This window comes from Methylocystis iwaonis (assembly GCF_027925385.1).
Lineage (GTDB): Bacteria > Pseudomonadota > Alphaproteobacteria > Rhizobiales > Beijerinckiaceae > Methylocystis > Methylocystis iwaonis.
This window is the reverse complement of the sequence record NZ_AP027142.1, coordinates 251,993-264,836: the sequence shown is the minus strand read 5'-3', so window position 1 is coordinate 264,836 and position 12,844 is coordinate 251,993. Positions and strand designations below refer to the sequence as shown.

At 64.2% G+C, this 12,844-nt stretch carries 13 protein-coding genes; 7 read left to right on the top strand and 6 right to left on the bottom strand.

The features are described from left to right. Nucleotides 1–75 precede the first annotated feature (75 nt). From rpoN to ptsN, 3 genes are all read left to right on the top strand, one after another. The gene (gene rpoN / locus QMG84_RS01260) at nt 76–1,665 is read left to right on the top strand and encodes an RNA polymerase factor sigma-54 (RefSeq protein ID WP_281929896.1); all 1,590 of its coding nucleotides are present in this window, start codon (nt 76–78) and stop codon (nt 1,663–1,665) included. A gap of 242 nt (nt 1,666–1,907) precedes the next feature. Next, on the top strand, nt 1,908–2,471 hold the full coding sequence (hpf, locus tag QMG84_RS01255; RefSeq protein ID WP_202070865.1) for a ribosome hibernation-promoting factor, HPF/YfiA family: 564 nt from the start codon (nt 1,908–1,910) through the stop codon (nt 2,469–2,471). Nucleotides 2,472–2,628: 157 nt separating this feature from the next. After that, on the top strand, nt 2,629–3,093 hold the full coding sequence (gene ptsN, locus QMG84_RS01250) for a PTS IIA-like nitrogen regulatory protein PtsN (RefSeq protein WP_202070866.1): 465 nt from the start codon (nt 2,629–2,631) through the stop codon (nt 3,091–3,093). Between the two features lie 19 nt (nt 3,094–3,112). On the opposite strand, the gene QMG84_RS01245 is transcribed toward ptsN, so the two are convergent. Together QMG84_RS01245 and QMG84_RS01240 are read right to left on the bottom strand one after the other, a co-directional pair. Then, nucleotides 3,113–3,403 carry a con-10 family general stress protein gene (locus QMG84_RS01245; RefSeq protein ID WP_202070867.1) on the bottom strand — a complete coding sequence of 97 codons (291 nt, stop codon included), beginning with the start codon at nt 3,401–3,403 and terminating at the stop codon, nt 3,113–3,115. Between the two features lie 156 nt (nt 3,404–3,559). Continuing rightward, nucleotides 3,560–4,357, bottom strand: a complete 798-nt coding sequence (locus tag QMG84_RS01240) for a response regulator (RefSeq protein WP_281929895.1) — start codon at nt 4,355–4,357, stop codon at nt 3,560–3,562. Here QMG84_RS01240 and QMG84_RS01235 point away from each other — a divergent pair. The 4 genes from QMG84_RS01235 (at nt 4,345) to QMG84_RS01220 (ending at nt 8,594) form a co-directional block, all read left to right on the top strand. Then, nucleotides 4,345–4,926 (top strand): NepR family anti-sigma factor, encoded by a 582-nt coding sequence (locus QMG84_RS01235; RefSeq protein WP_281929893.1) that lies wholly within the window; start codon nt 4,345–4,347, stop codon nt 4,924–4,926. The two genes, QMG84_RS01240 and QMG84_RS01235, sit on opposite strands and share 13 nt — an antisense overlap. Then, complete coding sequence (locus QMG84_RS01230; protein ID WP_281929891.1) at nt 4,923–5,492, top strand: sigma-70 family RNA polymerase sigma factor; 570 nt, start codon at nt 4,923–4,925, stop codon at nt 5,490–5,492. The genes QMG84_RS01235 and QMG84_RS01230 overlap by 4 nt, the downstream gene beginning before the upstream one ends. A 79-nt stretch (nt 5,493–5,571) precedes the next feature. Then, the gene (gene fumC / locus QMG84_RS01225) at nt 5,572–6,969 is read left to right on the top strand and encodes a class II fumarate hydratase (RefSeq protein ID WP_281929888.1); all 1,398 of its coding nucleotides are present in this window, start codon (nt 5,572–5,574) and stop codon (nt 6,967–6,969) included. Nucleotides 6,970–7,331: 362 nt separating this feature from the next. Continuing rightward, a complete protein-coding gene (locus QMG84_RS01220) occupies nt 7,332–8,594 on the top strand; it encodes an alpha/beta hydrolase (RefSeq protein WP_281929886.1) in 1,263 nt (420 codons plus the stop codon). 190 nt (nt 8,595–8,784) lie between these two features. On the opposite strand, the gene QMG84_RS01215 is transcribed toward QMG84_RS01220, so the two are convergent. The 4 genes from QMG84_RS01215 to QMG84_RS01200 form a co-directional block, all read right to left on the bottom strand. Then, nucleotides 8,785–9,879, bottom strand: a complete 1,095-nt coding sequence (locus QMG84_RS01215; RefSeq protein WP_281929885.1) for an alpha/beta hydrolase domain-containing protein — start codon at nt 9,877–9,879, stop codon at nt 8,785–8,787. Further along, nucleotides 9,872–10,495, bottom strand: a complete 624-nt coding sequence (locus QMG84_RS01210; protein WP_281929883.1) for a UdgX family uracil-DNA binding protein — start codon at nt 10,493–10,495, stop codon at nt 9,872–9,874. The genes QMG84_RS01215 and QMG84_RS01210 overlap by 8 nt, the downstream gene beginning before the upstream one ends. Nucleotides 10,496–10,603: 108 nt before the next feature. Continuing rightward, nucleotides 10,604–11,152 carry an RBBP9/YdeN family alpha/beta hydrolase gene (locus QMG84_RS01205; RefSeq protein ID WP_281929881.1) on the bottom strand — a complete coding sequence of 183 codons (549 nt, stop codon included), beginning with the start codon at nt 11,150–11,152 and terminating at the stop codon, nt 10,604–10,606. Next, nucleotides 11,152–12,837, bottom strand: coding sequence for a lysine--tRNA ligase (locus QMG84_RS01200; protein WP_281929880.1), 1,686 nt, complete (start codon nt 12,835–12,837; stop codon nt 11,152–11,154). Before QMG84_RS01200 ends, QMG84_RS01205 begins: the two co-directional genes overlap by 1 nt. Between the last annotated feature and the right edge of the window lie 7 nt (nt 12,838–12,844).

The following is a 12,844-nucleotide window of genomic DNA, read 5'->3' as shown; positions in this document are numbered from 1 at the left end:
AGCTTTCTGCCCCGTGCTATAAGCAAAAAACAGGCCGCGAAAGTGGCCCGGAGACAAGCGTGCGAGTGGGCGCAGATGGCGATTTCGACCAAGCTGATGATGCGTCAGGGCCAAGCCCTGGTGATGACCCCGCAGCTCTTGCAAGCGATCAAGCTGCTGCAATTTTCCAATCTGGAGCTTTCCGCCTTTTTGCATGACGAGCTCGAGCGCAACCCCCTGCTCGAGGCGCAGGAAGGCGACTACGCCGACGGTCCAGCCGCGGAGCGCGAGGCGAGCCATTCCGACGATTTCCGCGCGGAATCGCAGGGCGAAGCGGATCATTTCGGCGCGGAGCCTCACGAGGGCGATTGGGCCCGCGATTCGCTCGCGGTCGATTCCGCGACGCTTTCCTCCGATCTCGGCGCCGATTTGAGCAACACTTTCGACCCGGAGGGCCCGGCGGTGACAGCCCAGGCGCCGCGCGAGGCGCTGGAGGGCGCGGGCCTGTCCGCGACTTCCTGGAGCGGCTCCGCCGGCGGCGGGGGCGACGATGGCGAGGCGCCCAATCTCGAGGCTTATGTCGCGTCCCGCCCCAGCCTGCACGAGCATCTCGCCGAACAGCTCGCGCTCGTTTGCCCCGAGCCCGGCCGGCGGATGATCGGTCAGGCGATCATCGACGGCATCGACGAGACCGGCTATCTGCGCGAAGCGATCGAGGAGATTGCAGACAGGCTCGGCGCGGGCCTCGCCGAAACCGAGGCGGTGCTCGCGGCGATCCAGAGTTTCGAGCCATCCGGGGTGGGCGCCCGCGATCTCGCCGAATGCCTGGCGATTCAGCTCAAGGAGCGCGATCGCTACGATCCGGCGATGCAGATTTTCGTCGCTAATCTGGCCCTTGTCGCCAAGCGCGATTTCGCTCAGCTCGCCAAGCTCTGCGGCGTCGACGGCGAGGACATCGCCGACATGGCCGCCGAGCTGCGCAGCCTCGACCCCAAGCCCGGTCGCGCCTTTGGCGATTCGCCGATCCAGCCGCTCGTCGCCGACGTCATCGTGCGCGCGGCCCCTGACGGCTCATGGCATGTGGAGCTGAATTCCGACGCGCTGCCGAGAGTGCTCGTCAATCACAGCTATGCGGCGAAGGTCAGCGCCGGGGCGCGCGACGGCGACAAGACCTTCATCTCCACCTGCCTGCAGAACGCCAATTGGCTGACGAAAAGCCTGGAGCAGCGCAGCCGGACCATTTTGAAAGTCGCCTCGGAGATCGTCCGGCTGCAGGACGCTTTTCTCGCCAAAGGCGTGGAACATTTGCGGCCGCTCAATCTGCGCACTATCGCCGACGCGATCGGCATGCACGAGTCGACCGTCTCTCGCGTCACCTCGAATAAATATATGATGACGCCGCGCGGCATCTTCGAGCTCAAATATTTCTTCTCGGCCTCTATCGCGACGACCAGCGGCGCGGAGGCGCATTCGGCCGAATCCGTGCGATTCCGCATCAAGCAGATGATCGACAGGGAGACCGCCGACGACGTGCTCTCCGACGACGCCATCGTCGCCAAGCTGAAGGCGATCGACATCGACATCGCCCGGCGCACCGTCGCCAAATATCGCGATAGCCTGCGCATTCCTTCTTCGGTCGACCGCCGCCGGGCGAAAATGGCGATGGCGCGCGAGCAAGTTCATTGAATTGTGAATAGGGCGGGCGCCGCCGCCTCATTTTGCGGCGCCCATTGACTTCGCAGCCCCAGGCTTCTAACGCTGCCCGAAATTCCGCAGCGTTCCGCGGGAAAACCGTCTGAACCGCGAGCCCGTCGGGGCGCGTTCGGGTCTCGGAAGCGTATAGAAGAAAATCCGTAATTGGCGGTTAGCGACGGCGAGGCGTCTCGGCCTCGACCACGATTGGCCGCGTTTCGGAAAGGCAAAACGGCATGTCCCTGAGAGTTTCAGGCAAGAACATCAACATCGGCGAATCGTTGCGCGTCCATATCACGCAGCGTCTCGAGCAGACCACGTCGAAATATTTCGACGGCGGCGTCAGCGGCCATGTCACGATCGCGCCTGAAGGCTCCGGCTATCGCGCCGATTGCGCGCTGCATTTGACCTCGGGCATCGTGCTCCAGACCGACGGGCGCGGGCACGAGCCCTACGCCACATTCGATCAGGCGGCCGACCGGCTGGAGAAGCGCTTGCGCCGCTACAAGGAGCGGCTGAAGGGCCATGGCCAGGTCCATGAGTCGCCGGAGGTTGTGCCTTATCACGTGCTCGAGGCGCCCGATCAGGAAGCCGAGGCGCCCGTCGAATTCAGCGCCGCCGTGGTTGCCGAGAGCACAACCAAATTGCGTCGCCTGTCGGTGTCGGCCGCGGTTCTCGACCTCGACCTGTCGGGCGCGCCAGTCATGGTCTTCCGCCATGCAAATACTGGCCGCGTGAATATTGTCTATCGGCGCGCCGACAACAATATCGGATGGATCGATACCCCCGGCGGCGCATAGTCGAGCATAGAAAGCGCGTTCCGAGGTAAAGAGAAACGCCGCCGCGAGGACAGAGAAGACATAATCGTGGCTTTCCCGGCATGTATCTTGCGATTCCTTCCCGGCGCTGTCGCCAGGTGAAGGCGGTTCTCCAACGCTTGAACGGATAGGGCGTCGCATGCGGCTCACGGATCTTGTCACGCCGGAAGCAGTCATCGCCAATCTGAGGGCGACGACGAAAAAGCAACTGCTTCAGGAACTGAGCGAGCGGGCGGCGAAGCTCTCCGGACTGTCGGCGCGTGAGATCTTCGACGCGCTGCTGCATCGCGAGCGTCTCGGCTCAACGGGCATCGGCGAGGGCATTGCCATACCGCATGGCAAGCTCGCGAAGGTAAAGTCGATTTTTGGGATTTTCGCCAGGTTGGAGCGACCGGTGGAGTTCGAGGCGCTCGATGGCTCCCCGGTCGATCTGGTGTTTCTCCTGATCGCGCCAGAAACCTCCGGCGCCGATCACCTCAAAGCCCTTGCCTGCGCGGCGCGGATGCTTCGCGACCCTGGCCTAGTCGCAACCATCCGCGCCACGCGAGACCATGACGCGCTTTACTCTTTAATCTCGCAGCGTTCCAAGCCCTACGCTGCGTAACGCTTTTGCTGCGGGCGTCTTAGATAGACGCCCCCCGCTGCTGCTTCGGCTGTCCGCCGCCGTGCGAGGCGTGACCGCCCTTACGGCCAGCTTCCGACGCGAGCGTATGATCGCGCGAGAAACTGCGCTTCGACGGATTGACGCTCTGCCCGCCCTTGCGGCCAGCGCGCGCCGCCAGTTCCGGATTCTGAGAGAAGCTGCGCTTGTCGTCCGGGACGCTCTGGCCGCCCTTACGCGCAATCGCCCGCTGCTTCTCAGGATCCATCGACGCAAAACCTCGATTGGATTTTTTCACTTGCACTTCCTGCATGGTCGCCTCTCTTGCCCCCAGCGCCACGCGTATAACTTGCCTAATCGGCCAAGGTTTCTGCAATCGTGGAATATACGTAGCTAAGCTTGCGACGTAGCGAAAAAGCCCTTGGTAATTGTACTTAAATCCATTTTTACAGCGATTTTGCCCTATCGATCAGCCAGATTTCCGTTGCGACCTACGGTTGAAGAAGAGAGCCTGACTTATCACGGCCTTAAGGCTCTCGACGCTGAACGGCTTGGCGACCAAAAAGGCAGGCTCCGGCGGCGCGCCGGTCAGAAATCGCTCCGGATAGGCAGTCACGAAGATCACCGGAGTCGAAAGCGACCCCAAAATTTCGTTCACCGCATCCAGGCCGGAGCTGCCGTCGGCAAGTTGAATGTCGGCGAGGATCAAGCCGGGCTTGCCGATCTCGGTGGTTGCGATCGCCTCCCGGTGGGTGCGCGCGATTCCGACGACGTTATGCCCCAGTTCCTCCACAATGCTGCGCAGATCATGCGCGATCAGCGGCTCATCCTCGATGATGAGGACGTCCGTTGCGATCTGGTCGGCAATTTCGGCGTTCGCCGCGTTGATAAGCTCCGCGGCCTCCTGTTCGGGGACGTCAAGCGTTTCGCCGACCTGTTCGAGATCGAAGCCTTCCAGGGCGTTCAACAGGAAGGCGATGCGCGGTCTGAGCGAAATCGCGTCGAGGTTGTGGCGCGCGCCCGCGTCGTCGAGGGCATCGCCCGCCCCGGAATGAACAGCGACCGGCGCGGCGGACCAGATGTCGAGGAAAAGCTTGTAGAGGGAGACCCTCAGATCCTGGCTGTCATGAAGGCGTCGCGGCTCCGCGACAACAGCCTCGAGCGTTGCGAGAACATAAGCGTCGCCGCCTTCTCGATCGCCCACCAGGGCCCGAGCAAAGCGGCGCATATAGGGAAGGTGAGCGGAAATCTCTTGTGAAACAGACATGTTACGCCACTCCGGAGGCGGCTGCTGAACGGAAAGGAAGCGAAAGCATGAGACCTGCGTCAAAACAATCCGCACAATTTAAGGAACCAATCCGTGAGCGCGGCGTTTTGCTCTCCGTGCAACGCACTATACCGCGCGACGAAATCGGTCCGCCACAGAAAATCATGACTTTGCCGATCGGGGGCTCCATGGCGAAAAACAATCCGGAGAATGTTGTTGCGCGTGTGCAATATGGGCAGGACCAGCCGCGCGCCGAGACGCGACATTCACCGGGAGCGCTGCAGCCAGGCATGGCGGTTTTTGCAGGGGGCCTCCAGGCGGACGACGGCCCCCGGCGCGGGAGCGAGACCAGCGTAAGGAAAAACGGCGTAACTCTTTGTTCCGCCAAAATAACAAGAAGCCCACATCATGTCGATTTTGGGGACGCCCTCGGCAAAGAGCTTCGAAATCTCTATGACGATCTGGTCGCTCAGCCAGTTCCGGAACGATTTCTGAATCTCCTGAACCAGCTAGAAAAGAATGTGGTATCGTCGGGCCTGTCGAACAGCGCGCCCGGGGAGAGAGAGTGAGCGCCGAAGGACAAGGATCCAGCGACGGACAAAGTCTCAAGAATGACCTGATCGCAGCGATCCCCAGCCTGCGCGCCTTTGCTATTTCGATTTCGGGCAGTTCCGACCGAGCGGACGATCTCGTGCAGGAGACCCTCGTCAAAGCATGGGGGAGCCTCGACTCCTTCGCCGAGGGCACGAATCTCACTGCCTGGCTTTTCACGATTTTGCGCAACATCTACTACAGCGAGCATCGTCGGCGCCGCCGCGAGACGCCGGACCCCGACGGGGAGATGGCCGCGCGCCTGGTCACGCCGGAATCGCAAAATGCGCATATGGACTTCCTGGATTTTCGCGAGGCGCTGCAGAAGCTGCCCCTCGACCAACGTGAGGCGCTGATTCTCGTCGCGGCCCAGGGCATGTCCTATGAGGAAGCCGCCGAAATCTGCGGCTGCGCCCCTGGCACCATGAAAAGCCGGGTCAATCGCGCCCGCAACCGCTTAGCCGATCTTATGTCGCTCCCCAATTCCGGGCGCGAGATCGCCGAACCGCGCGCCGCCGCGCTGACGCCAGCCGGCCGAGATTGAACCGCCGCCCGAAATGCCGCATAGGGAGCGTTCTGCCGCGCCCCGCGCGCGGTCACGACCAGCTTCTCGAGCGAGACCGATGACTGAAGATAACCGCATTGAACGCGATTCCTTTGGCGATATCGCCGTGCCGTCCTGGGCCCTGTGGGGCGCGCAGACGCAGCGTTCGCGGGAGAATTTTCCCATCGGCGGCCAGCGCATGCCGATCGAGGTCGTCCATGCGCTCGCGCGCGTGAAGCTCGCCGCCGCGCAGGTCAACGCCGCCAAGGGGCTCATCAAGCCGGAAATCGCCAAGGCGATCACGGAGGCCGCGCAGGAGGTCATCGACGGCAAATTCGATGATCACTTCCCGCTGGTCGTCTGGCAGACGGGCTCCGGCACGCAATCGAATATGAACGTCAATGAGGTGATCGCGAACCGGGCCAATGAGCAGCTCGGCGCACCGCGCGGCTCCAAGGCGCCCGTGCATCCGAACGATCACGTCAATTGCGGCCAATCCTCGAACGACAGCTTCCCCACCGCCATCCACATCGCCGCCGCGCTCGCGATCAGCGGCAAGCTTCTGCCGGCGGTCGAGCGCCTTCATGCGGCGCTGGAGCGCAAATCCTCGCAGTTCGCCCCTCTGGTGAAGATCGGCCGCACCCATCTGCAGGACGCGACGCCCGTCACGCTCGGCCAGGAATTTTCGGGCTACGCCGCCCAGGCGAAATATGGCGCAGCGCGCATCCGCGCCACGCTTCCCGATCTTCTTGCCCTCGCTCAGGGCGGCACGGCGGTCGGCACCGGCGTCAATACGGCCAAGGGCTTCGCCGAGGAAGTGGCGGCGCATATTGCGACCCAAACCGGCCTGCCCTTCGTCACGGCGCCCAATAAATTCGAGGCGCTCGCCGCGCATGACGCCGAGGCTTTCGCCCATGGCGCGATCAATGCGCTGGCCACGGGCCTCTACAAGATCGCCTGCGACATCCGCCTGATGGGCGCGGGCCCGCGCGCCGGTCTCGCGGAGCTGAAGCTCCCTGAGAATGAGCCGGGCTCGTCGATCATGCCGGGCAAGGTCAATCCGACGCAGGTCGAGGCCATCACCATGGTCTGCGCCCGCGTCTTCGGCAACCATCAGACAATCACCTTCGCAGCGTCGCAGGGCCATCTCGAACTCAATGTGATGAAGCCCGTCATCGCCTTCGCGCTGCTCGAATCCGTCGACCTGATGGCCTCCGGCATCGACAGCTTCATCACCCGCTGCCTCGAGGGCGTCGAGGCGGATGAAGCCAATATCAAACGCTTCCTCGATCGTTCGCTGATGCTCGTCACCGCGCTCGCGCCGAAGATCGGCTATGACGCGGCCTCCAAGATCGCCCGCGCCGCCCATAAGAACGGCACGAGCCTGAAGGAAGAGGCGCTGGCCTCCGGCAAGGTGACCGAGGCCGAGTTCGATGAGATCGTGCGGCCGGAAAAAATGCTCGCGCCGAACGACTGATCCGGATTCAGCCCAACTTCCCGGGCGATAACCGTCATTGCGAGCGAAGCGAAGCAATCCAGAACCGCGACGTGGCTCTGGATTGCTTCGTCGCTTCGCTCCTCGCAATGACGGGGGCGCTGTTCGAGCGGGTGTTCGGCGGGAGGAAGCGCTGGGGATAATTTCCTCCCGCCGATTCGGAAGCCCCCTGGCGTCAGCCCCTGCTTCCGACGCCCGTTTTTTTAAGAACGGACGATGCATTCTTGAACGAATCCCGCCCGGGACGACGTGCGTTGACGCACCAGTCAAATTGCCGCCATAAATCTCGGACGCTTTTGCTTCGGCCTCCCGTGGGATCGTTCCTCTTTCGTCGGCGCTTTCAGATGCGATTTTCCCTAAGGTTCATGCGCGCTCCGGCCGCACTTCTGGCGCTTGGCCTCGCCGCCTGCGCGGGACGGCAGGAAGGCGTTCTTCTGCCCACCCACCAGCGCGCGCCGGGCACGAGCGTCGTAAATATGCTGGTGGCGACGACCCGCGCGCCCGACCTTAAAGACCCCGGCGAGATGTTCTCCGGCGAGCGCGGCGCCGGGCTTTCTTTTGCGGCGATGACCGTCTCGATCCCGCCCGACGCCTATCGGACGGTCGGCGAGGTGCAATGGCCCGAGAGCGCGCCGCCCGATCCGATGCGCGCCTTCACGACCGTCGACGCCGAAACCCTCAGCCTACCGGGGGCGATCACGGAACTGAACAAGCGGCTCGCGCAAACGCCGAAGCGGCAGGTCCTGCTCTTCGTCCATGGCTACAACACGCGCTTCGCCGACGCGGTCTATCGCTTCGCCCAGATCGTGCACGATTCCGATGCGCCGGTCGCGCCGGTGCTCTTCACCTGGCCGTCGCGCGGCAAGCTGCTGCAATATGGCTATGATCATGAGAGCGCGAACTATTCCCGCGACGCGCTCGAAAACGTCCTGCAGGCGCTCGCGCGCGACCCCAATGTCGGGGAAATTTCCGTCCTCGCTCATTCCATGGGCAATTGGGTGACGCTCGAAGCGCTGCGTCAGATGGCGATCCGCAATCGCGGCCTGCCGGACAAGATCAAAAATGTCATGCTCGCCTCGCCGGACGTCGATTTCGACGTCTTCAAGCGCCAGATTGCGACGATGGACGCCAGGCCGTCGATCTTCACGATTTTCGTCTCGCGTGACGACGAGGCGCTGGCGGTGTCGCGTCGCGTATGGGGCGACAAGCCGCGAGTCGGCGCCGTCAATCCCAACGCCGAACCCTATCGCGACGTCTTCGCGCACGACCGCCTTCTGGTGGTCGATTTGACCGATGTCGCCTCGGGCGGCGAGGACAAGCTCGGCCATTCGAAATTCGCCGAGGCTCCCGGCGTGGTCCGCGCCATCGGCGCGCGGCTCGCCACCGGCCAGTCGCTGAGCGAAGGGGGCGCCGGGGTCGGCGACAAGCTCGGCATGGTCGCCGCCGGCGCGGCCTCGACGGTGGGCGTCGCGGCCGGGGCCGCCGTGGCGGCGCCCTTCGCCATCGTCGATCCGCGCACGCGAGAGAATTTCGCCGACCGGCTGCAGGCCGTGGGCGAACAGGCCGGCGAAACGCTGCAGAGCGGCGCGAACGTGGCGCAGCCTTAGGGCGCGCTGTCCATGCATTCATCGGCTTGAATGGCGCGCGTCGGGGTTCGTCATTCCCGGCGGGCTGAAAGCCCGACCGGGAATCCAGAGCGACAAAAGCGCTGGTTTTGCTCTGGATTCCCGATCGCCCGCTTCGCGGGCGTCGGGAATGACAGCGGGCTTTGCTGAAAGATGGACGCGCGCCCAATCCCTAAAAAGGCGCGGTCCTCGCGGCCGCGACATAAGCGTCGGCGTCCTCCTTCAGAAGCAGCCGCTCCTTGACGAGCTTGTCGGCGACAATCCGCATGGTCGCGACGAAATAGGCGCGCGAGCCATAGCGCTCGACGAGCGAGGGGCGGGGATCGCCGGTTTTTTCGCGGTCCGTCTTCGTCGAGGGAAAAGGTAGAGCTACGCCCGCCGCGCAGCCGGCGCCGGCTTTATCTTTTTGCGCGCCAAATCCGGTGAAAGTCGCGATCGGCAGCGCCTGATCGGGCAGGCGCAGGCCCGCTGACTCATTCCCGTCGGCGTCGATTTTGGGAACGAGTCGCTCTCCTGAGGGCGGCGCCGGCAGCGCGGCGATTTTCGGCCAGACGAGCTTGCGGGCGTCGACGAGATCGGCCACAGCCGGGGCGCGCGAGGCTGGCGGCTTCACGCCCTTGGTCCAATCGTCCAGCACGACGAGCAGCGCCCGCAGCGCTGGGGCTTGCGAGCGCGTATTGAGAGGGCCGAGGCAATTGGCGCCCGCAATTGTCGTCGTTCCGGCGATAAAGAAGCGGCGGAGATTGGCGTCGTCCGGCCCTGCCGGCGCGGGCGGCGGTGGGGCGCGCCAATAGGCGTCGCTCCCCCAAGTCTCGATGCTGCGCGGTCCGTTTGCCGCGCGGGCGTCCTGCAGCAAAAGCCCGTCGAACAGCGCCCCCGCCTCGGCGAGAGTCGCGCCCGTTTCGCCGGCGCCGCGCGCGAGAACCCTCTTGGCGCGGGTCGTCTCACGCAGACGCGGCAGCAGATCGCGCAGCGCCTGGGCGCGAGCCGGCGCCGGCAGCTTGGCGAGATCCAGCGCAAAGACATTCATCCCGCGCCCCAGCGCCGTCGCCGCGAGATCCTCATTTTGCGCGGCGTCGATCAGCAAGACGCCGGGCGGCGCCGCCGCTTTTGTGCGCAGCATTTTCGCGTCGAGGCGGTATTCCTTGCCCTCAATTTTCAGCGTCGCATGGACGTCGGAGACCGCCTCTTCGAATGCGAGAAGCTCTGCGTGGGCGGGCGTTGAAAGAAGGAGGACTGCGCAGAAAAGCCTGAAGCGTCTATCCATTCGAAACCAATCCATCACCCGCCCGCGTCCATTCCGCGGCGATCTCCAGATCGCCGAGAAAGCGCGTCCACTCCCTGCGCTTATCTTCTTCTTCCTGAAGCCGCAGCAGAAAAGAGGGGTGGATGGTGGCGAGGAATTTGGCCTTTTCATCGAGGTCGATCAGGCGCCCGCGCAGCCGCGAGACGGGTTCGGAGCGGCCGAGCACGCCTCTTATCGCCGTGACGCCCATCGCCACGATGAGCCCCGGCCCGACGAGCCCCCGCTCTTGCTCCAGCCACCAGCGGCAGGCGTCGATTTCGCCGGCGTCCGGCTTCTTGTGCAGGCGGCGCTTGCCGCGCGGCTCGAATTTGAAATGTTTCACCGCATTGGTGACGAAGCACTCTTCGCGGGGCAGATGGACCTTGGCCAGCGCCTTGTCGAGGAGACGCCCAGCGGGGCCGACGAAAGGACGGCCCGAGAGGTCCTCCACATCGCCCGGCTGCTCGCCGACAAGCATGACCCGCGCGCCGCGCGGCCCCTCGCCGGGGACGGCTTGCGTCGCGTTGCGATAGAGCGGGCAGCGCGTGCAGATTTCTTCCTCGCCGGCGAGCGCCGCGAGGGTGACGAACTCGGACATAGGGGGCTAACGCCGGGAGCCGCTGAGAGTTCGTTCCTCGTGGACCGCGCGCCTTCAGGCGCGCATCTAAGCCTGGGCGAGCCTGAAGGCTCGCGGTCCAAGGGCGCCCTACAGCTTTGCTACAAAATGCGCGAAGGCCAGCGATCCCTCCGGCCAGGGGCCGTGGCCGCTGTCGACATTGATATGCCCGGCCGCGCCAGCGTCGATGAAACGCGCGCCGATGTCCTGCGCCAGGTTCTGCGCAAAAGAAGCATCGGAATAAGGATCGTCGTTGCTGCCGACCACGATCGCCGGGAATGGCAGGCGGGCGCGCGGGATGGGCAAAAAGGCGGAGTCGATCGTCGGCATCTCGCGCAGGACCGCCTCGGACGGCGGCGCAACCAGGAATGCCCCGGCGATCTTTTCACCAAATTGCTGCGCAGCATAAAGCGCAGCAATAACCCCGAGGGAATGGGCGACGAGCACCACCGGCCGCTTGGCCAAGCGAATGTCCCGGGAGATCGCCTCGACCCATTCCGCCCGGTTAGGGCTCGCCCAGTCGCGCTGTTCGACCCGGCGGGCGGTCGACAGCTTCTGCTCCCAGCGGCTCTGCCAATGGTCCGGTTCCGAGCCGAGATAACCCGGAATGACGAGTATATCCGCGTCGGCGGCGCGCATCAGGCGGCCGACCTCACAAAGGCGCCGGCAAGCGCGTCGTCGATCAGCTTGCGCGTGTTCGCGACGCCATAAAGCGCGGTGAAGGAGCCGAAACGCGGACCTTTCTTCTCGCCGAGCAGCACCTCGTAGAGCATGTTGAAGAAATCATTGGAGACGCCCGGCCGCTCCGGCGTCGCGTTCTTGGCGGCGAAATCCTGGTAGCGCGGCACGGCGCGGCCGACGTCGTAGAGGGCGGTCTGAATGTCTTCCGCCGTGGCGCTTTGCGGCAGCGCGCCGAGCACCGCGTCGATCTTCTGCAGCACTTCGCGCTCGACCTCGTCGGCCGCGCGATATTGCTTCGCCGGCTTCACGAAGTCGCGAAAGTAAGCGACCGCATAGCCCACGAGCTTGTCGAGATGCGGATGGTTCTCCGGTGAGGCGGAGGGCGCATAGCGCCGCAGGAAGCCCCAGAGCACCGCCGGGTCCTCGGCATTGGCGACGGCGGCGAGATTGAGCAGCATCGAGAAGGAGACGCTCGTCCCCTTCGCCTCGCCCTCATGGGCGAGCGTCTCGGGCGGCGGCGGATTGCCGGCGTGAATGTGCCAGACCGGATTGCCGAGGCGGTTCTTCCAATCCTGGCGCTGATAGGCGTCGAGGAAATTCAGATAATCGTCCACGGCGCGCGGAATCACGTCGAAAGAGAGGCGCTTCGCGGCGGTTGGCTTTTGGAACATGAACTGGGCGAGGCTCTCGGGGCTGGCGTAGGTGAGCCATTCCTCGATCGTCAGGCCATTGCCCTTCGACTTCGAAATCTTCTGGCCCTTCTCGTCGAGGAAGAGCTCGTAATTGAAGCCCTCCGGCGGCCGGCCGCCGAGCGCGCGCACGATCTGGCCCGAGAGCTTGACCGAGTCGATCAAATCCTTGCCGGCCATCTCGTAATCGACGCCGAGCGCGTACCAGCGCATGGCCCAGTCGGGCTTCCATTGCAGCTTGCAATGGCCGCCGGTGACGGGGCTCGTGAATTTTTCGCCCGTTTCCGGATCGGCCCAGTCGATCGTGCCCGCCTCGGGGTCCATGCCGGTGAGCGCGACCTGCATGACAACGCCGGTCCTGGGGTGAATCGGCAGGAAGGGCGAATAGGTCGCCGCGCGCTCCTCGCGGAAGCTCGGCAGCATGATCTTCATGACCGCATCATAGCGGGCGAGCATATGCTTCAACGCTGCATCGAAGCGTCCGCCTTTGTAATAGTCGGTCGAGGAGGCGAATTCATAGTCGAAGCCGAAGGCGTCGAGAAAGGCGCGCAGCCGCGCGTTGTTATGCGCGCCGAAGCTGTCATGCGTGCCGAAAGGGTCCGGCACCTGCGTCAGCGGCTTGCCGAGATGGGCCGCGACCAGCTCCTTGTTGGGGATGTTGTCGGGAACCTTGCGTAGCCCGTCCATGTCGTCGGAGAAGGCGATGAGGCGCGTCGCGATCCTGCCTTCGGTCAGCACCTCGAAAGCTCGGCGCACCATGCTGGTGCGGGCCACTTCGCCGAAAGTGCCGATATGCGGCAGGCCCGAGGGGCCATAGCCTGTCTCGAACAGGACGGAGGTCTGGCCGCTGTCCTTCACCCTTTTGACGAGCTTCTTCGCCTCCTCGAAAGGCCAGGCGGGAGAAACGCGCGCGGCGTCGAGAAGTTCGGGCGAAAAGGTCAACGAAGCGGGCATGTGCGAG